General features: G+C 45.2%; 18 protein-coding genes. 11 read left to right on the forward strand and 7 right to left on the reverse strand.

Features of this window, described 5'->3' with window-relative positions:
* Window positions 1-63: 63 nt before the first annotated feature.
* The 3 genes from Y697_RS12735 to Y697_RS12745 are packed head-to-tail and all read right to left on the reverse strand — an operon-like array spanning window position 64 to window position 2,453.
* Window positions 64-1,071 carry a M48 family metalloprotease gene (locus Y697_RS12735; protein ID WP_121552136.1) on the reverse strand — a complete coding sequence of 336 codons (1,008 nt, stop codon included), beginning with the start codon at window positions 1,069-1,071 and terminating at the stop codon, window positions 64-66.
* Between the two features lie 5 nt (window positions 1,072-1,076).
* Window positions 1,077-1,640, reverse strand: coding sequence for a LemA family protein (locus Y697_RS12740; protein ID WP_183083818.1), 564 nt, complete (start codon window positions 1,638-1,640; stop codon window positions 1,077-1,079).
* Window positions 1,641-1,664: 24 nt separating this feature from the next.
* Window positions 1,665-2,453, reverse strand: coding sequence for an HAD-IIA family hydrolase (locus tag Y697_RS12745; protein ID WP_121552137.1), 789 nt, complete (start codon window positions 2,451-2,453; stop codon window positions 1,665-1,667).
* Between the two features lie 61 nt (window positions 2,454-2,514).
* Here Y697_RS12745 and Y697_RS12750 point away from each other — a divergent pair, with 61 nt between their 5' ends.
* The 6 genes from Y697_RS12750 (at window position 2,515) to Y697_RS12775 (ending at window position 9,902) form a co-directional block, all read left to right on the forward strand.
* A complete protein-coding gene (locus Y697_RS12750; RefSeq protein ID WP_121552138.1) occupies window positions 2,515-4,116 on the forward strand; it encodes a DUF2207 family protein in 1,602 nt (533 codons plus the stop codon).
* 128 nt (window positions 4,117-4,244) lie between these two features.
* Entirely contained in the window at window positions 4,245-4,484 is a 240-nt protein-coding gene (locus tag Y697_RS12755) for a glutaredoxin family protein (RefSeq protein WP_121552140.1), read from the forward strand.
* A gap of 91 nt (window positions 4,485-4,575) precedes the next feature.
* Complete coding sequence (galK, locus tag Y697_RS12760) at window positions 4,576-5,700, forward strand: galactokinase (RefSeq protein WP_183083819.1); 1,125 nt, start codon at window positions 4,576-4,578, stop codon at window positions 5,698-5,700.
* A 72-nt stretch (window positions 5,701-5,772) separates the two neighbouring features.
* On the forward strand, window positions 5,773-6,774 hold the full coding sequence (locus Y697_RS12765; RefSeq protein ID WP_121552144.1) for a Gfo/Idh/MocA family protein: 1,002 nt from the start codon (window positions 5,773-5,775) through the stop codon (window positions 6,772-6,774).
* A 7-nt stretch (window positions 6,775-6,781) separates the two neighbouring features.
* Window positions 6,782-7,924, forward strand: coding sequence for a PLP-dependent aspartate aminotransferase family protein (locus tag Y697_RS12770; protein WP_121552146.1), 1,143 nt, complete (start codon window positions 6,782-6,784; stop codon window positions 7,922-7,924).
* Window positions 7,925-8,132: 208 nt separating this feature from the next.
* Window positions 8,133-9,902 carry a glycoside hydrolase family 36 protein gene (locus Y697_RS12775; RefSeq protein ID WP_121552148.1) on the forward strand — a complete coding sequence of 590 codons (1,770 nt, stop codon included), beginning with the start codon at window positions 8,133-8,135 and terminating at the stop codon, window positions 9,900-9,902.
* A gap of 109 nt (window positions 9,903-10,011) precedes the next feature.
* Here the strand turns inward: Y697_RS12775 and Y697_RS12780 are convergent, their stop codons facing one another.
* Window positions 10,012-12,018, reverse strand: coding sequence for a glycoside hydrolase family 13 protein (locus Y697_RS12780; RefSeq protein ID WP_259462561.1), 2,007 nt, complete (start codon window positions 12,016-12,018; stop codon window positions 10,012-10,014).
* Window positions 12,018-12,947: a DMT family transporter gene (locus Y697_RS12785; protein ID WP_121552151.1), complete on the reverse strand. Its 930-nt coding sequence runs from the start codon at window positions 12,945-12,947 to the stop codon at window positions 12,018-12,020. Before Y697_RS12785 ends, Y697_RS12780 begins: the two co-directional genes overlap by 1 nt.
* A 114-nt stretch (window positions 12,948-13,061) precedes the next feature.
* Here Y697_RS12785 and Y697_RS12790 point away from each other — a divergent pair, with 114 nt between their 5' ends.
* Complete coding sequence (locus Y697_RS12790; protein WP_121552153.1) at window positions 13,062-15,533, forward strand: hypothetical protein; 2,472 nt, start codon at window positions 13,062-13,064, stop codon at window positions 15,531-15,533.
* Here the strand turns inward: Y697_RS12790 and Y697_RS12795 are convergent.
* Entirely contained in the window at window positions 15,522-17,807 is a 2,286-nt protein-coding gene (locus Y697_RS12795; RefSeq protein ID WP_259462562.1) for a TIM-barrel domain-containing protein, read from the reverse strand. The genes Y697_RS12790 and Y697_RS12795 overlap by 12 nt on opposite strands.
* A 54-nt stretch (window positions 17,808-17,861) precedes the next feature.
* Here Y697_RS12795 and Y697_RS12800 point away from each other — a divergent pair, with 54 nt between their 5' ends.
* The 4 genes from Y697_RS12800 (at window position 17,862) to Y697_RS12815 (ending at window position 19,504) form a co-directional block, all read left to right on the forward strand.
* Window positions 17,862-18,176: an SCP2 sterol-binding domain-containing protein gene (locus tag Y697_RS12800; RefSeq protein WP_121552157.1), complete on the forward strand. Its 315-nt coding sequence runs from the start codon at window positions 17,862-17,864 to the stop codon at window positions 18,174-18,176.
* On the forward strand, window positions 18,177-18,527 hold the full coding sequence (locus Y697_RS12805) for a hypothetical protein (RefSeq protein WP_121552159.1): 351 nt from the start codon (window positions 18,177-18,179) through the stop codon (window positions 18,525-18,527). It abuts the gene before it with no gap.
* A gap of 67 nt (window positions 18,528-18,594) precedes the next feature.
* Window positions 18,595-19,236, forward strand: a complete 642-nt coding sequence (locus tag Y697_RS12810; RefSeq protein WP_121552161.1) for a lactate utilization protein — start codon at window positions 18,595-18,597, stop codon at window positions 19,234-19,236.
* Window positions 19,226-19,504, forward strand: coding sequence for an acylphosphatase (locus Y697_RS12815; protein WP_121552163.1), 279 nt, complete (start codon window positions 19,226-19,228; stop codon window positions 19,502-19,504). The genes Y697_RS12810 and Y697_RS12815 overlap by 11 nt, the downstream gene beginning before the upstream one ends.
* Window positions 19,505-19,507: 3 nt before the next feature.
* On the opposite strand, the gene Y697_RS12820 is transcribed toward Y697_RS12815, so the two are convergent.
* On the reverse strand, window positions 19,508-20,167 hold the full coding sequence (locus Y697_RS12820) for an HD domain-containing protein (RefSeq protein ID WP_121552164.1): 660 nt from the start codon (window positions 20,165-20,167) through the stop codon (window positions 19,508-19,510).
* Window positions 20,168-20,190 lie beyond the last annotated feature (23 nt).

The following is a 20,190-nucleotide window of genomic DNA, read 5'->3' on the forward strand; positions in this document are numbered from 1 at the left end:
AAGTTACAGGTTCGTTTCCTCTACTCGCTTCTCAGGGTGAATTCACTTAAAAGGAAAAGAAAATCATATGTAATCGGACAGCTCTGCCTCAATTTCCGTCAGAGTCTTGTTTTCAAGAATCGAAATTCTCATCGCTATTGGTGGATGAGTGCTCCAAAGGGATGCAAAGAATGAAGTCCTGTTGTTTATGCCTCTCTTTAGAGGATCGGAGATGAATAGATGGGCAGTGGCAACGTTGGCTGTCTGAAGTTTCGCCGAAGAGGTAACGATTTTCCTCAAGGCATTGGCAAGGCCCGAAGGATTCCTTGTCAACTCCACTGCGCGCGCGTCGGCGAAGTACTCTCTTGTTCTAGAAACGGCTAGCAGAGAGAGCCTGCCAATAAATGAAAAAAGCGCACCCAATCCAGCAACTGCCGCCAGGAAGGCGATTATTGCAAGAACAGAATTATCGTTTTTCTTGGAGGAGCGTCTCGATCTCGTAGCAGCACCAATTGCGCCAAATCTGAGATAGGTGATCAGGGCCCTGAATGCAAGGAGCTGAACTATCACAACGGCCCCCAGTAGTGCGGAAATAAGCGTCATGAGAAGAATATCTCTGTTGACTATGTGACTCAGCTCATGCCCGATCACTCCGGAAGTTTCTTCACGATCGAGGTTCTTCAGAAGTCCGCTAGTCACACAAATAACTGAATCCTCCTGCTTCCTTCCAGTGGCAAACGCGTTGATCACGGAATCGTCATCGATTACGTACACTTCGGGAGGTTTTCCCATTCCTGCGGCGATCGACAGTTCATCTACTATGTTCTTGAGCTGCCGCTCCTCGGGGTCGTTCGCTTTGAGTTCGCGAGCTTTGACTGATCTGAGGACGATCTCCTTTCCTGAAGTCAGGGATACTAAGGTCTGTATAGATGCTATGGCCAAGAAAACCAAGGTAAATATGGGTAGTATTCCGAACACCAGATCAATAATCAGGCCAAATGCAATCATCATTACAAGGAAGACCATCACAAGGATGACGGTCTTCCTTACGTTCTTTCTGCTTTCCTCGTAGAAATCTACAGTAAAAGACATTGTCCTCAGAAATTGAGATCTACGTTGGGAGTTCCTCTTTCGGCTTCTGTGACTTCAAAGAGCGGGAAGGATTCGAACTTGCCCCCAAAGAAACCAACGATGACGTTATTAGGGAAGATCTCGATCTTTGTATTGAACTTGGTAGCAGAATCATTGAAGAACTGTCTTGCGTAAGAGATTTTGTTCTCCGTAGTAGTTAGTTCTTCCATCAATTGTGAGACGTTAGTGTTCGCCTTAAGATCAGGGTAGTTTTCGGCTATGGCAAGCAGTCTACCAAGCGCACCGCCGAGTTCCTGCTCAGCCTTGATCTTATCTCCAACTCCTTGAGCGGACACGGCCTTTGCTCTTGCCTGAATTACTTTGTCCAGGGTTTCCTGCTCGAACTTCATGTAGCCCTTCACCGAATTGACCAGGTTGGGAATCAGATCGTGTCTTCTCTTGAGCTGAACATCGATCTGCGACCAGGCATTCTCGACTCTCTTCTTAAGGGTTACTAAATTGTTGTATACACCGATGAGCCAAAGAGCTAAGACAACAAGAATTCCAATTACAACGAAAAGGATGACCATTGAATCACCTCCAACTTATGGCAATTATACAGTATCGTGATCTCTAATCTTCTTTGCCAGAGATCCCACGTTTTCTACGACTTTGTAACTATGTCTGTCCGGAATCATGTCTCTCGTGGTTTCCCCGGACAGAACAAGGAAAGTATCTACCCCCGCCTTGAGACCACATTCAATATCGGTATATAATCGGTCTCCTATCACGACAGTTTCTTCCTGACTGCAATCGAAATCCTCCATTACCATCTTCAAAATCGTGGGGTCGGGCTTTCCTATTATGTGATCCGGCCTACGGCCTGTTGAGGTTTCAAAGAGACTTATCAAGCTTCCGACATCGGGTATGGGACCCTCTTCAGTCGGGCAGTTGATGTCCGGGTGACTGGCAACATAAGGAATACCCTGTCTAATTAGAAGCGCTGCCCTTCGGATTTTTTCATAAGTAATCGATGTGTCGAATGCAAGTACCAGCACTTCGGGATCAAAATCATCCAGCATTACTCCGCCCTTTTCGAACATTTCTCTCACAGACGGAGTTGAGAGAAGAAATGCTTTCTCTTTGGGAAAGTCTCTCTTGAGAAAACTAATTGTTGCTTCTCCCGAGGTGTAGACTTCGAAGAGTTTTCTGTCCACACCCATTTTTTCTAGTTTTCTGATATATTCTTCAGGTGTGCACGATGAATTGTTCGTCAGAAATACCAGTCTTGCGCCAAGGCGGTGAACAGCCATGGCGAAGTCAAGACTACCCGGCAGAAGAGTGTTTCCCAGGTAGAATGTTCCATCCATATCCGAAACGAAGAGCCGTTTGCATTTAAGCATCTCTTCCTCCATTTTCTAGATAGTTTTCATAAGCAGAGTATAATACAAAGGGTGAGATGAAATGAAAAGGAAATTCGAAAGAAAGTATTTCTTTATAATATTCATGATGGTCAGCGGCTTCTTCATGTTTATCGCGCTCGGCAATGGTTTCTGGAGAGAATCGGCTCCATATAAGATCGATTCAGTCGAGATAAATGCAAAACTCGACGAACAGGGTGATCTTCACGTCGAAGAACTTTCAGTCTACTCGCTCTCTCGCAATAACCGCACAGCATCAAAGAGACTTCACTTATCGTATCCTTCCGTCTTGAACTCGTATTCTATCGATGTTTCGCAGGAGGTTGGGGTCGTTAGAGAGATCTCCTCCTCTCCCGGAGGCTTTGATGCTAGGATTTTCCTTGAAGAGGAAGTCAGCGGATTCACAATGACTACTGAATATATTATTTCCGGTGTCGTCGAAATTGGGTCAGATATAGCGGTCTTGAGTTACAGGTTTTGGGAACCAAACTCGGATGCCATGACTAGAGACATTACTCTCTCAATAGAACTCCCCGAATCGATTGCCACCAGGATAACCAAGAGTGATATTTCAGTGAGACCATACAAAGAAGCCAGCGTAGAGATAGTCGGAAATTCCGTGAAACTCCAGATGAAATCGGTACTTTCGAATGCTTCTGGTGAGATGAAAGTCTCGTTTTCAAAGAGTATCGCAAATACTATGTCAAATGCCGTGAGCACAACGATAAGCAAGAGTTCGATTCGTAAAGAACACGAAATCGCTATGTTCCAGCAGGCATTCTTGTCTGGCTTGATAGGATTTCAAATCGCGGTGCCCTTTTTCGTATTGTTTTTCACGTTTATTCTCTTTGGCGTAGAGCCTCAGGTGAAGTCCGAAATCGGCTATCGGATTTACGATGTGCCAGGATATCTTCTTAACGCAGTAATCAAAAACCCTTTCCAGGAAGTGGATAACAATGGATTTCTAGCAACAGTTCTTGAGATGCATAACAGCGGAGAGATCAACCTTGGGGAGAATTCGATATCCGTTGGTGCCGGTAACAATGGGATCCCGACTCAACAGCAGTGGGCCTTACAGACGCTGAAATCACTTCGAAGAAACAACGTCGGTTCAGTGGAAGTTCCTGATGCAGAGAAGGACAACTTCTCTCTTGACGAGTTCAAAGAGCAATACGTTTTCTGGCAGAAGCATGCAATGCGTATTGTTAAGTCTGGAAGGTTCTATGAGTATCTGGGTTCTACCGTTATGTCTGTTTTTTCGGTTTTCTACTTGATAATCTGGTCTGTGATACTCAAATTTGTTTTTGGAAACTGGCAGGTGTACCTGTCTTTTCCTGATGAATCACTGGTAATTTCGATTGTACTTTATGCCGATTGGTGTCTTGGGTGGCTTCTGCTAGTTGTTCCGAAGAAAATTTTTGCAAGGTGGACTCCATCAGGGAGACTTTTCTATATGGAATGGAAGAAATCTGAGAAAGAGCTTCTCTCTAAGCAGTCGCTTAGCAACGACGACCTCGCAAAATTGGTGGCCCTAGGTCATCTGCAGAATCTGATCGCCAACAGAAAGAGGGTGACAGAGCAACAACTCATTCTGCTCCGCCAGTTGCAGAAGCTTGAAATTCTTCTTAACAAGGTGAAACCATAATCACTTTCTCCGATCTTTCTCAACTGAAGCCAGGAATGAAGCCAGTGACGAAGCGGGGTTGACACAAAAAAGAGGGTGTTCTATAATGTAATTAAATACCCCACGGGGGTAACCGGAGGTGTAAAATTATGAACGCAAAGGTTATTGTATATTCTACCCCATCCTGTCCCTGGTGCAAGAGAGCGAAAGATTATTTCAAGACTAACGGGATTCCTTTCAAAGATTACGATGTGAGTAAGGACAAAGCCAAGGCAGAGGAAATGGTGAAGAAAAGCGGGCAGATGGGTGTCCCAGTCATAACAATAGGTAGTCAGGTCATTGTTGGATTCGACAAGAGCAAGATAGACAATCTTCTGGGAATTCACTAGTAAAGAGCCTAGAAACTATCTGGCGGGCCATGGCCCGCTTTGTTTTTTTGTTCTGGCGGTGCTATCCTCTCAATAAGGACAGACAGCATATATGTACAATGTTGGAGGTGTTGTTTTGAAGAGGTATTTTGTTGCACCTGGTAGGATTAACGTCATAGGTGAGCACACCGATTACAATGAAGGATTTGTTTTACCCGTTGCGATTGACAAATACGTCCTTCTATCGGTCGAGAAGACAAGTGGTAGTAAGATATCACTGAGCTCGATGGGAAGGGAACCAGTCTCATTTGATGAATCAAAGATCCAAAAGACCGATGACTGGAGCGATTATCTGAAAGGGGTCTTGTGGGTTCTTAAGGATGAGCTTGGCACAGAGTTTGGTGGTATGAGCATTGAGATTAACTCCAATCTCCCAGAAGGAGCAGGTCTTTCAAGTTCGGCCGCAGTTGAAGTAGCCATGATTGTTGCACTGAACTCGTCTTTCAATTTGAAGCTCGATGAGACTGAGCTCTATGATTATGCTCGAAAGGCTGAAAATGAGTTTGTCGGAGTCAAGTGCGGAGTCATGGACCAGTTTGCGGCTGTAATGGGCAAGAAGGACAAGGCCATATTCCTTGATACCCTTGAGATGCGCTACGAATATGTACCTCTAGAACTTGGAGATTATACGTTTCTCGTTTTTGATTCCAAAGTCCATCATTCTCTTTCTAAAGGAGGCTACAACACAAGAAGAGAGGAAGCGAGAAAGGCTCTTGAAATTCTTGGAAAGAGCAGCTATCGCGATGTCTCCATGGTAGATCTCTTTCCAAATAGGAGCAGATTGGGTGAGCTGTACTACCGGCGTGCGTTGCACGTAGTTTCGGAAAACATGAGAGTCCTGGAGTCAGTAAAAATTATGTCCAACTCAAATTTCGAGAACCTTGGTAGGCTTCTAATTCAGTCTCACGAATCCCTCGCTCTTGACTACGAAGTAAGCTGCGATGAAACCGACTTCATTGTCAATACACTAAGAGAAATGAAGGGCGTCTCAGGTGCGAGAATGATAGGGGCAGGATTCGGGGGGTCGGTACTTTCCCTGTGCGAAAAAGAAGAAGAGAAAAAGATTGTTGAAGTGATCAAGACCAGATATAAAGAGAGATTCGGGATAGATTTAGACTCATACGAAGTGAGGACATCAGATGGGGCAAGAGAAGTTGATTCCTCTTTCAGCCTATAGTGTAATCTTGGGGTCAACAAATCCCTCGGATCTCTTGCATCTTAAGTTGAATTACCGAAGGAGAGGATTCGTATGAAAATTAATTTAGGTGTGGTTGGGGCCGGTATAGCCTCAAGGGAACTCCATCTTCCGGCACTGAGAAAGCTCAGTGAGTCATTTACAGTTGTTGCCGTCAACAGCAGAACTAGAAAGAAGGCTGAGGAATTCGCCGGGATAGTTGGTGGCGACGTAAGGGTCTTTGATTCTTATGAAGAGATGCTCTCTTCAGACTCGGTCGATGCTGTTGTTTTGGCAGTTCCGATTTCCCTGAATCCGAAGATGATTATAGCTGCAAGAAGAGCTAATAAGCCGGTAATCTGCGAAAAACCGGTTGCGGCCTCTGTCAAGGAAGCAGTGCCTTTGTTGAGGCTTCCCGGCAGTTCTCCCGTCTACATAGCCGAAAACTACAGACACATAGAAGTCTATGAGAAAGCTGCCGAACTGCTGAAAGAAGGCAGGATAGGAATACCCCTTGCTTTCAGCTGGCTTAAATGGGTTGATTTTGGACAGGATAACAAATATGTACAGACCAAGTGGAGACAGACGCCAGAACACGTCGGGGGTTTTATTTCTGATGGTGGTGTTCACGATGTAGCAGCCTTAAGAAAAACCCTCGGCGACGTAGAAGAAGTTAGCGGATTCACAAAGAAAAGTCTTGACTATCTTGGTGCAGAAAACTGCGTAGTCTTCAACATGACTCTTGAAAATGGAGTAATCGGAAACTACTCTGTTGTTTACGGTGCTGCCTCTCCCCTCAACAGGTTCGAAATAGTCGGGACAGACGGGCTTATGCTTGTTGATAAGGACGGAGCAACTATCGAAATCTTCGCCGCTGATCGTGAAAAAATCTTTGTAAACAAGACGGATGGTTTCATTGAAGAATTCAGGGACTTCTATAATGTAGTTGAAGGTGAGAAGAACTCTCTTGGCACGGTTGGAGAAGCCCTCTTGGATCTTGCCACCATCGAGGCTGGGCTGGTTTCTGCAGTAGAAAAGAGAGTAGTAGCTGTTGATTCCTTGTTAGAGGAAAGCTGATAGACAGATGAGCGGATTCAATACTAGAGCGGTTCACATCGGAGAAGAGAGAAAGATTTTTGACGCGGTGTCGACTCCAATCTTTCAAACATCTAACTTCGTGGTCGACGATGAAAAGTATGCGAGCGAAAACTCAGAGACTTTTTATACAAGGGTTGGAAATCCTTCAATAGGTGTTGTAGAAAGAAAGCTTTCAGACCTCTTTGGAGGAGCTGGAGGAATCTTCTTTTCCTCGGGAATGGGAGCGATAACTACAATCTTTCTCACTTTTTTGAGATCGGGAATGAATTTGGTAATTTCTAGGAATATCTACGGTGGTACACAGAGCCTTCTTGGAGACCTGCCGGATATGGGTGTGGAAATAAGGCGATTCGACCAGTCCCAGCTTGAAGGTCTTGAAAGTCTGGTTGACGATAATACTGGAATTGTCTATGTTGAATCCATGACAAATCCTAATTTGATTCTCTCCGATATCCAGAGAATATCACACATTACAAGCAGGAGTAGAGCTCTACTTGCAGTAGATAATACCTTCTTGTCACCTTACAATTTCAGACCCCTTGAGTACGGAGCAGACATCGATGTCCAAAGCCTCTCGAAATACGTGAACGGTCATTCAGATGTTATTGCTGGATTTGCAGCTTTCAGAAACAGAGAGCTGGAAACACGTGCAAGGAAGAAAATGATCAAGCTGGGCACAAACGGGGCTCCTTTCGAAGCTTTTCTTGTATGCCGAGGAGTCAAGACACTTGGACTCCGGATGGAACTGCACAACAATAACGCAAAAGAGATAGCTCTTTTTCTTTCAAAGAGTCCGAAGGTTAGTCTGGTTTCTCACCCATCTTTAAAAAGTGCCGTCCCAAACTGTTTCGCCGACTGCAAGGGGTTCGGAGGTGTCGTTTATCTCGAAGTGAAGGATCTAAAGACGGCAAAGGAGTTCATAAGGAAGAGCGAGCTCTTTCTTGAAGCTACAAGTTTGGCCGGAGTCGAGTCTCTAGCAACGATTCCGGTTCTTACAAGTCATTCTTCATTCACAAGCGAGCAGTTATGTGAGGTAGGACTTTCTGAAGGAGGAGTAAGACTCTCTGTAGGCATTGAGAACATTGAGGATCTTCTTGCAGATCTGGACAGTGTGTTGAAGGAAATCTGAAACCTGTTAGCCATAAACTCGGTTCTCCTTTGTGAAGGAAGATGTTCCATGCAAATGCTAGAAACTGAGCGTCTGAGAGAGTATCAAAAACACACAATCAGAATTGATAGCGTAAACGGCTTTCCCACTGGTACCAATGGTGAGACAATGATTCAACTTGTTTTTGCACTGGCCTATAATTGAAAGCAAAGCTGTGAGGTGATCTAGAGTGCTTAAAATAAGAGTTGAGAGCATCAAAGAGTTGATTCTTGCCGGCGGGAGAGAATTCAAGATAGAGAAAGAAGACCTGAGCGTTGACTATGCCTTCTCCAGTCTTCCCGATTCATCTGCTGTTCTTGTTCAAGTTACGATTCGAAACGTGAGCGATACTCCACTGAGAGTTGGGAAGGTAGATCTGATTGAAATTCAAGACGTCAGTGAACCTGTTTATTATAACAATTGGCAGTCCTGGTTTCCCTTCAAGGCCTACTGGGAACAACCTTTAGTGGAACCTCTAGTTCAATTTGCCGATTCACAGGGGATCAGCCTTCTTGCAGCTACCCCTATTCCGGAAATCTTGAGAGAGGGGTTTAGACCGAGCGACTACTTTATCGCCACAGATGAACTTCTGGTGGGTTTCGTCTCCAATGAATTTTCTCATCAGTACTTCCTATGGAACGATGAATCTTCAAGCATTAAGGGTGTTGCAGATCTCTTTGGGACCAGATTACTGCCTGGGGAATCGATTGAACTGGAGACAATGGCCATATATGGCAGTAACACTCTCTGGGAAATGCTTGAAGAGTATGCAGACTTGATAAATAAGAAGAACTCAGTAGAATTCAGAGAGTTTGAAGGGATCGGATGGTGCAGCTGGTACCACTATTTCACAGAGATCACTTTCGAGGAGCTGTCTAAGAATGTGAGACTCCTTGCAGAAATCAGAAAGCGCGAGAAGATAGATTACAGGCTTGTTCAACTGGATGACGGCTATCAAGAAGACATAGGTGATTGGCTTCAAACCAACTCCAAGTTTCCCGAATTGAAGGAAATTGCGTCGGAAATCAAGAGAGAAGGGTTCATGGCAGGACTTTGGATAGCGCCCTTTTCCGCTTCTGAGACTTCCAGACTGTTCAATGAGCACAGAAATTGGTTTGTTAGAAACGATGATGAAAGCCCCAAAGTCGCTTACAGAAACTGGGGGAAACGGATATTCGCACTTGACAGCACGAACCCCGAAGCCTTGACTTATCTAAAAAACTTGATAAAGTCGATTAGAGATTCTGGCTTTGATTACTTGAAGATAGATTTCCTCTTCGCGGGTGCCATCCCGGGAAGGAGGTTTGATGAAAGCGTTAGTCCCGTCGAAGCCTACAGAACAGGCATGCGGATGATCAGAGACGCTGCTGGAGAGGATTGCTTCATTCTTGGTTGTGGGGCGCCGCTCCTCCCTTCAGTTGGTTTTGTCGACGGAATGAGGATAGGATCAGATACTGCGCCTCATTGGAACGGTGAACCCATGGATATCGGGGTTCCCAGCGCAAGATTCTGCTTGAGGAACGCATACACAAGATCTTTCATGCACCGAAGACTGTGGCTCAACGATCCTGATACGATAATCCTCAGAGACTGCGACCTCACCGAAGATGAAAAGAGAATCTTTGCTCTGTCGGTGGGATTGCTTGACGGAATGATGCTCAATAGCGATGACATGGCGCGAGTAGACAAAAATGGAATAGAGCTGCTAAGAGAAGCGATATCGCTTAGAGGGGGAGAACCAAGGGTATTCCTTGACGGTATGAATGGGGTTTTTGCGGCCTGCACGAGAAAGGCATCTCAAAGTAACGTGATTTCATTTGTGAATCTTACTGATACACCGAGGCATTCGATAAAACTAAAGGAAATGTATCGGGATTGGTCCGGTGTGGTGCCTTCTGTCGATGAAGTTGAGCTTCCTTGCAGAAGCATCTGGATACAAAAGAGTAGATCCACAAAATAAAGAGTCCGTTGCCCGAACCTGTTCGTGAAGATTGAACAGTGCTTATTGCACTATCATCATTCATGCAATACTGTCTTCGGTAGCTGATTTCTGTTCCGGAGGTGAGGTTTCAATCCTCCTGTACTAGAATCCAGACGGTCAACGGTGGGATCTCGGCCGTGTTTTCGTATAAAGAAATGTTTCTTCCAGAAAGGTATTCGCAGAATTCTCCTTCGAATTCAGGGTTGAAAAAGGCATTTTCCCTTGAAGGGTTAATCACAACGATCACTTCGTCATAGTCCTTCCATCTCCTGAATGAGAAAACCGGTCCTTCAGCCGTCAATACTTCATATTCTCCATCTCTAATCGATTCATGAGCTCTTCTAAGATCAATAAGGGTTTTGTAGAAGTCGTAGATCTCCCAATTCCATTTCTCCTCATCCCAAAGCATGGGAGCCCTGTTTTCGGGATCCTTTCCGCCCTTCATTCCAACTTCATCTCCGTAGTAAATAACAGGGCTTCCGATGAAAGTCATCTGAATCGCCACTGCTATCTTCAGAAGATCAACCTGATTGAAGGCAAGGGTAAGAATTCTCTCGGTATCGTGGCTGTCTAGAATGTTCCATAGAGAATGCAGCATCTGAGGTGGATAAGCGTTCAGATACAGATTAGTCATGGCTGCGAACTTTGCAGCGGAGTTTCCCGCTCTGAATACATACTCGATCACAGCTTCCTTGAAAGGATAATTCATTGCCGAATCGAAGGTCTTACCCCTCAGAAGAGATCTTGCATCGCCCCAGAACTCTGCGACAAGAATCATGTCCTTCTCAAGGCTCTTTACGAGTGGTCTGAAAAAACCGCTCCAGAAGAGAGGGTCGACTTCTGTAGCGACATCGAGGCGCCAGCCACCAATTCCTTCAAAATCGTACTTGCGCACAAGTCTTTCCACGTAAGCCTGCCAGCCTTCGTTGAGGCTGTTTACCTTAGGCATGTATGCGTAGCCGTTCCATCCCACATATGTCATTGCCCTATCCTGGATCTTCCTTATTGGAAAGCGTTTGACAAAATACCAGTCCTTGTAGGGGGAAGTTTCCTCTCTTTCACGGAGATCTTTGAATGCGAAGAAGTCGTAGCCGGTATGATTAAAAACTCCATCGAGAATCAACTTGATACCAGAATCTTCTGCCAGTGAAATGAATTCCTCGAAAACATAGTCGTTGCCGAAATTATCATCGATCTTAAGGTAGTCTTCAGTATCGTACTTGTGGCTTGAAGGACTCTCGAAAATGGGATTCAGATAGATGGCCTCTACCCCCAGTTCAAGAATATGATCGAAGTGATCGATGATTCCTTTGAGGTCTCCGCCAAAAAAACCGTCACCCCCCAGGTTCGCATAGGCGGGGTCAACATCCCAGGACTGGGATCCGTTGGGGTCGTTACTGGGATCTCCGTTTGCGAATCTCTCGGGAAATATCTGATAGTAGAGCACTCCTTTAGACCATTCAGGTAGTTCGAAGTAGGAGATAGGAAGTCTCTCTTTGGAAAAACTGAAGAAAGCACGAGGCTCTCGACATAGTCCAAGAGAATCGAGGATGACTGAGTCCTTTCCTGTTCCAATCTTGAAGTAGTATTCAAGTATTTCGACCTCAATTCTTTCGCTTCGATAGAAGCTTTGGTTGCCGAAATCACGGAGATATTCGAGTGGGTACTCTTTGTCATCGATTACCAACTGCACTTCATAAGTTTCACCTGAGGGCAGTGAAACAGCGAAGTAAAACTCCTTTTCATTTACCGGGTTGAAATAATCCCTATTTCCAAAATCATGAATGACAGAATTCTGAAGCTCCCCGAAGTCCTCGACGAACAGAAGAAAAAGTCCGTTTTCAGTTTCGCTTTGATTGCCACGATCGCTTTCGGCTGTGAGAGTGGATTCTTCCGTAGAGAAATAGTAGTGATACATGCCCGGTTCAAGAGTCGTTTCGGTTCTCCACCAGTTGTTTTCTAGCCGCGACATTTCCAGCTCAGATGACTTCTCGAGAATTACTACCGTAGGCGTAGACTCCGATGTGGTAATGAATGAAACTCCATGAGTCATAACTATTGCCGAGATGAATATCAAGACCATCGTTCTCTTCATCATTTCAACTCCTCCTTGATTCTTCTCCTGGTCAATGCGTTCGCACCCCAAACTCCGAATAGAATGAGAGCTACTCCAAGAATCTGAATTGAACCAAACCTTTCGCCCCTGAAGACAACACCGGCCAGAAGAGACACAACAGTTGACAGGTAAACAAATACAGTTGAACGCGAAGCTTGGAGTTTGGACAACATGAAGTTTATAAGAAAGAAGGCTCCAACCGACGATAATGTACCGAGGTAAAGCGCAGCAATGGCGACACGAGGCTGAGCGATTCCACCGATGTATAGCAAAAACTCTCCTCTTGACAGGGACAGTATAACTGCAATCACGGTGAAAGAGATGAAACCCATCGTCATCATATGATATGTGATCTCCCATGATCTGAACTTCACCGAGGCTTTTCGGGAGAGAATGTTATAGAAGGCTGCCGAGATTGTGCTGCCTATTAAAATGACAGGCCCCAGGGGACTGCTTCCTGCGGAAATACCCTTTCCGGCGGTGATCAAGGTTATGCCAAACAGCGCAGTCAAGACCGAGATTATCTGTGGGGCGGCAAGTCTCTCTTTAAGGAATATCCTGGCGAAGATCAGGACGAAGATAGGAATTGTCGAAAGGAGAATTCCAGCTTCCGATGAAGTTGACAAAGAGACGCCAACATTTTCGAAGATGAAGTACATGACTGGTTGAACAAGACTGAGAAGAAGCAGGTCTTTGAAAACTGCTCTATAGGGTCTGATTCTGATGATACCAGACAATCTGAACAATGAAATAGTCAGAAAGGCAACGGAGAACCTGTACGAAAGAAAGTACATGGGATTTGTGTATTCAAGAGCGTTCTTCGTAAATAGAAAGGAAAGACCAAAGATAACTGAAGAACCGATTCCTGCAAAATATGCCAAGAGCCTATCTCTTTCTATCTCTGCCATAAAGCACCTCAACCAATAATAGCACTGCGATGAAGTAACCGGCAACCTTAGGGCTTTGTCGCCTTTGCATAGTCTATAATAGTAGTGATCTCCTTTCAAGAAGGCGGTGTTGTTTTGTTCAGAAGGTATATGCTGGTCTTTGTTCTGCTGATTTCAATAATTGTCAGTGGATACTCATTCAGAGATTTGGACTGGTTGAAGCATGAATCAGAGCACTTTGTTTATATATACCACGACGAAGTGGCAGGCTCTGTTTCCCAAATTGAAGAGATTGCAGAAAACGCCTTCCTTGGCTTGAGCGAGCTGCTCGGAAACCCTTTCAGAGACAAGATCTCCATATTGATTGGAGGCTACGAGGATCGATCAAACGGTCTGGCAAATCCAATCATGGAATCAATCTACATAATGACGATCGGTCTCGACTATCCCTACAGAAATGACGGCTTCTGGTTGGAGGAAGTAATCACTCACGAACTTAGTCATCTATTTCAGATGACCGCAACAACTCCAGTGGGAAACTTTCTGAGGAATTATTTCTCAAGGCTTTACCTTCCTAACGCCCTTCAGCCCATGTGGTTCACCGAAGGCTTTGCCCAGCTAGGTAGCGAGCTTATTGGAGACCTTTATGAGTACGATTACAGACGCTTGCCTTTTCTTTGGGATCAACTTGACAAAGAAGATTCCTTTCTCGAGGAGACCGTTGTGTCTGGTTACAGCGGCATCGGGGGAGAGGCGTATTACAATTACGGCTATGCATTCCTGACATTCCTATATGAGACCTATGGCTTTGAAAGCATTCAGGAATTGGTCAAAATAAAGTCGGGGATTCTTGGATTCGCCGGAGTTGAAGTCGCTTTCAGAATGGTTTATGAAAAGAGTTATGAAGAATTGAAGGCAGAATTCATAGAGATTCAGACGCATAGATGGAAGGAAATTGAAGTCCCCACGATTAACAAATACTCTCAGAAAATCGAGGAATTTGTCAGTCACTTCAGACCAAAGAATTATTCAGGTGGATTGTACTATCTCGCTTACGATAGAGAGATGAGATGTTACTCGCTGTACAAGGAAGGAACCGAAATTCTCAATTCAACCATGGAGATTCTTGATTTCTCCGTTTTCGAAAATGAAATAGCACTTCTCGTTTTCGAAAGAGAAGTATCTGAGACAAGGCTATATTTCTTCAGAGAAGGAAAACTGGAAAGGACAAAACACGCCCATCTTCTGGGGATTGATTTTCTAGGTAAGGACCGCCTGGTTGTTCTGAAGAATAACTTTGGAATTCCTTCAGTGGAGATTCTTTCTCTAAGAAATGAAAGGATCACACCGATCTTCGAATCTTCTGCCGGTGCTGAAATGCAGATTGACAACCTCAGAGCTTCTCTTGAAGGAACTCTGGTCGCATTCAGGGTAAATATTCTTGGAAGTAAGTATTTGGCGCTTTATTCTTCAATTGACGAGAATCTAAACCTCTTTGAGGTAACTAAGGATTTTTCAATCGGCAGCTGGACGGCTAATGGGTTTCTTATTTCCATTCAAAACGGCGTCGGCAGCGGCATTTATCTCCTGACACCAGGAGGAAAGATGTCCGGACAGGCCTCCTTTGCCAGGTACGTCAGGGAGCCCGCCAGAATTAGAGATGGATTTGTTGCCGCGGGTCAGTTTCATGGCAACAAACTGCTCCAGGCCTCAGATACTAAGCCTGCCGACTTTGAACTGGATGCAGTCGAGATTGATTTTCACTCTGCTGAACCCGTAGAGGGGACTAAGTATGATGGTTTTGCAAACTGGAAGTTCATTTCACCGATCCCATACAAAGGATTATCGGTCCTTTTCACCGACCTGACGTTTCACAACAAACTCATTGCAGGAGGTTCATTTAATTTCGAAACGATGCAACCGGGTCTTCACATAGAACTCCTCAGTGAAGATTACGCGCCAGTCGATTTTGCTCTTTCAGTTGCATTTTCGGATCTTAGGCCACAAGCTTCTTTGGATGCCTACAGACAGTACAGAATAAACCCGAAACTTTCATTCGGCTGGAGGGCCAGATTTGAATACCCTCTGCGAGTCTCTGGATCGGTCAATGCGATTCTTCAAGATTCTTCAGCTCTTTATGGTGGTCAAGCTTCGCTAGAGACTCTAATCAATATTAGAGATACTCAGACAGCGACATCGAATCTCGTCGATGTAGGTATAAACGTTGATTTTGACTGGAAGAGAGGCGGATTCACCATCGATTCTACTATCTTCTCAAGAGTAACCTTCGGTGCTGATCCTTCTGTTGTGCCGGTCGAAATGTGGGACTTCAGAGATACTTCAAATATTGTTGTCGGGCTATCAGTTTCTTCGGATTACGCTGTTTCTAGGAGAGGAATCAATCTCTTGAATCTCGTCCATCTTTCAGAAGAAGGGATAGGGGCGAAAATTGACCTGCTGATTGGAAGCCGTTTTTCCTGGAGATTGGCATTGTACAAATTCGAGACTGCCTATCTTTACGCAGCATACCCGATAGACATCAGAATGGGAGTCATGCTCCAGAACATGAAGCCCCTTCCATACTTTGAATTCAGACTACTCTACTAGAATATCGCAACCCTCGGGAGAATCGCAGATTTCTGCTTCATGAAGCCCCGATTCATTATATATTTCAAACGACAAGACTCTCTCCTTACACATAAAGGTTCCTTTCTGAGGTCGGATCTCGATCTTGATTCCATAATGTGTGTTGGTTACAACTAGCTTTTTGATTGAGTATTCACCAGTTTTATAGGCGTAAGTGAAGCCATCGTCCTCGTATAGATCGAATTCGGCTCGTTCTTTCACAAAGCCAGTGATATGAAGGTCTCCCCAGGAGCCACTCTCTGTGTACTGTGAACTGGCTGTAGTAACTAGTAGGGTGTCCCGCCTCTGAAAGTGAGGAACCGTGTTCAAAGGAGCGTTCACCCAAATGTGGCCGCCTTCGATAACACTCTTACTGTTGAGATCAAGCCACTCTCCTTCCGGTAGGTACACATGTCTTCCCTCTGAATTCCTTTGATAGACGGGTGCTACCATTATAGCTGAACCCAACATAAACTGGTCATCGGCGTAGTAAGTCTCCCTGTCTTGGGGCCAGACTAATGAGAGAGGTCTTATCATAGTGGTCTCACCATCTACTGATTGCTTGTGAATCGAGTAAAGGTATGGAAGTAATGAATATCGGAGATCGATAGCCTTCTTGACAAGCCTTTCCACTTCTTCATCGAAGGCCCAGGGTTCCTGTCTTCTAGTGCCAATGGCGCTGTGATTTCTGAAAAAGGGAAGAAATGCCCCGAACTGTGTCCAGCGGACAAGCAACTCTCCGCTGCAATCACCTCCGAAGCCCCCCACATCACAACCGGTGAAGCTCACCCCGGCCAGCGAAATAGATTGCACCAGCCTTATTTCACTCAGAAGGTGCTCCCACTGGCTATCATTGTCTCCGGTCCACAGGATGGCGTATCGTTGAATTCCGGGGTAAGATGACCTTGTAATGTTGAACGGTCTTCTTCCAGGATCGTATCTCCTAATACCTTCATAGGCGGCTCTAGCCATATTGAATCCGTAGATGTTTCTAACCTCACTGTGCAGGTGTACTATTCCTCCGTCATCTCTCTGTGTGAAATCATTCCCATAGTCATGATACTTTTTCTTCGACATGATTCTACCGAAAAGAAACTCGGTTTCTATTCCTCGGTCCTCCAGTTCAGAAGACATCAGTCTTAGTTCTTTCAGTGATTCCGGCGTGTAGAATATTGCAGGTTCATTCATGTCGTTCCAGAATCCAGCTATTCCATTCTTCAATAAGCGATCGTAATACTTTCCCCACCAACTTCTCGTGGCCGCGTTCAGGAAGTCGGGAAAGCTCGATTCTCCAGGCCAGACAGCCGCTCTGAAAAGTCTGCCGTCTTCCCGCTTGCAGAATGAATCATTTTTGATTCCTTCTTCGAATACGTCATATCCATCGACGGCCTTGACTCCTGGATCGACTATCGCGACAACTTTCATTCCCATACTGGAGAGTTCATCGATCATCGAGGATGGTTCGGGAAAGCGATCGCTGTTCCAAGTGAAGACCATAAATTCATCCATGTAGTCTATATCAAGGTAAATAGCGTCACAAGGAATCTTCCGGTCTCTGAATTCCTTTGCGATGTCCAGAACAGTTTTTTCGTCTGCGTAGGACCATCTTGATTGGTGATAACCTAAAGACCAGATGGGCAAGAACATGGGATTGCCTGTGAGCTTGAAAATATCCCTCAGGATCTCTTCGGGTTTCTCGAAAAACATGAAGAGATCAAAACCACTGCCTTCCACATCAATCTTCAGCCGGTCTCTGATCTCGAACCCTACGTCGAATCTCGAATAGCCTGGATGATCAAGGAAGAAGCCAATCTGCCTCTCGGGAGAGGAAATGTAGAAGATTGGAAGGGTTGAGTATAACTTTTTTTTTGATGGCGAGTGATCCGGTTCGTCTGTGTTGTACATCTCATAGACCCCGCCTCTCTTGTTCAGGGGTCCGATGGTCTGTCCAAGTCCGAGAACTGCCTGGTCGTTATGTAGTTCGATCGTAATACTGAATCCATCTGTCTTTTCTTCAATCTTCATCTCGTTGAAGTCCTGCGATGAGGATCCTTCTAGCCCATGCAGTCTCAACCCTTGGAAGAGATGATTTGCCGCGGCGCTATCCAGTTCTTCTTCAGGCGCCGCCAATACCGAACCAGTTTCAAACTTCGTCTTACCCTCTCTTTCAACTTCCATTTTGATTACTGAATCGAAGTAGCGAAAGAATCGTTTCCTCAAAGCAGTGCCTCCAGTTCTAGGAAATATCGATCTCATTGTACAACAAGATGATAGACTTTGTATGTAAAGTGATGCCAGGGAGGTAGTCTGATGACAGTCAGGAAAGCTATTGAGAAGATCAAAGGATTGGAAGCTGAGAGGCTTTCGGAGATTAGCGGAAAATACTCGTTCTTTATTGAAGGAGGTGATCCACAGAGATTCACTGTTGAGATCTGCGATGGCAGGCTAGAGGTTTTTGAAGAAGAACGACCTTCGGATTGCTCAATACGCACAGATTTTGCGACCTTTGAAGGACTGATTGAAGGAGCTGTGAATCCTCTGACGGCTTTCATGACTGGGAGTTTGAGGGTATCGGGCGATCTGGCCTTTGCGATGAAGCTTAACAAATTGCTTGGAGGTGAATGAATGGCACATGAAGTACTGATACTGGCTTTTGAAGGGAAGAAATCCTGTTTTCTTCATGCTTTGCTGAATGCTCTCGACATGTCAGAAAAGGGATTTGCCGTATCTGTCGTAATGGAGGGAGAATCTCCCAGTCTCATGAAAGAGATTACAAATGAGAAAGATCCTGTTCATGAGATTTACATCGAAACGAAGAAAAGGGGCCTCATAAAGGCCGTATGCTATGGTTGTTCGAAAATGATGGGCGTCCTTGAGATTGTAGAGAAAGAGGGTCTTCCTCTGAATGGAGATATGAGGAACCACGTTCCGCTCGCAACATACGTGGAGCGTGGAGCCGAGATCATTACGTTCTAGAAGGAGCTCGAGCTATTACTGCGGAGAGCTTATAAAAGCAGATTTCTCTCAAAGAAGGGAGTTCGTGATGAGGAACAGTCTTAGACGATGGAAGAATGAAAAACTGGCACAGAAACTCAAAAAAGTCTTTGAAAGCAAATCCGTGAGAGTGATTTACCTTCCAGATATAGAAATGGTAGTCGAAGAAGTTCATAAACTGATTCCCGATGGAGCTACCGTCAGTTCAGGAGGATCGGTGACGCTTCAGGAAACGGGAGTAATGGATTTGCTGAGATCGGGGAAATATGAATTTCTTGACAGAGACTCGGTTTCTGAAGATAAAGAGAGAAGAAAGATCATGATCAAGGCATTTGAGTCCGACTATTATCTCTGTAGCGCGAATGCTATCACAGAGAATGGAGAGATTCTTCTGCTGGATGGGAGCGGCAACAGGGCCGCTGCAGTGACGTTTGGGCCTGAAAAGGTGATTTTTGTTGCCGGAATAAACAAAGTCGTGGAAGATCTGGACGCAGGTATCAAAAGAATCAAGTCGATAGCGCCGATGAATGCAAAGAGGCTGAACCTGCATACTCCCTGCGCGACAACCGGATTCTGCTCCGACTGCAGCAGCGAAGAAAGAATATGCGAAATGTACTCAATAATTATCGATTCGAGAAGAAGGCCATGGCGCTATACGATAGTTTTGATAGGTGAAGAGCTTGGCCTGTAAGAAGACTCTTAGGATCAGAGTCTTTGGGCGTGTGCAGGGCGTTGGTTTCAGGTACTTTGCCCTTCACACCGCCACGTCTCTAGGTGTAACGGGTTTTGTGAGGAACGAGCCCGATGGAAGTGTAGAGATCCTTTGTTCCGGATGTGATGAAGAAATTGATGCTTTCGTTGAAAGAATAGATAGGGGTCCATCCTATGCCAGCATCACAAGGACAGAAATTGAAGAGCTCCCCTTCAAGTCGTTCAAGAGCTTCGAGATTAGGTACTGAAGTTTAGATTTGTCCCCATTCGGCTAGGAACCTCTGCACAAATTCCACAACGAAACTGTAGCGGTCCTCAGCCATTTTTCTTGCAGTTTCCGTCCAGAAAGTCTCCGGTCTTATCTTAAGTATCTTCTCGTGAAAGTGATTTATAGAACTACGCGAATTGCCGCTATAAGAGCTGCGCGGACTGAATTGGAGAGAGTGAAGAGGAGTTCCGGTCTTTCCGGAATAGGAAAAGACTCTTGCTATCGCTACCGCACCTATTGCGTCTAGTCTGTCTGCATCCTGGAGGATCTTTCCCGTCAGACTGGTAGGTGTTAAGCCACCGGAGTATCTGTGAGACCTAATAGCCTTTGAGACTTCCGCGACAAACGAAATGTCAAAACCCATTGTCGGTAGAAGTCCTGAAGCATATTCCGCACCGGATTCAGCATGATCGACTCCGGTAAGAGCTTCGTGAGGCCTCTTTATGTCATGAAGTAGTGCGGCTATTATCGCCTTTTGAAGGTCACACTTCTCCCGAGAAGCTATTTCGCTCGCATTCTCCATTACCCTGAAAGTGTGCGAAATATCATGAGCAGGGTCATCATAGTCTTTGAAGGCTTCCCTAACGATGTTGAGGATTTCTCTCAAATGTGGAATGCGTTCCATAAGCTCTGTAAGATTCATATTTCTCTCCTAGAGTGAAAAAG

Source organism: Mesotoga sp. BH458_6_3_2_1, assembly GCF_003664995.1.
GTDB lineage: Bacteria > Thermotogota > Thermotogae > Petrotogales > Kosmotogaceae > Mesotoga.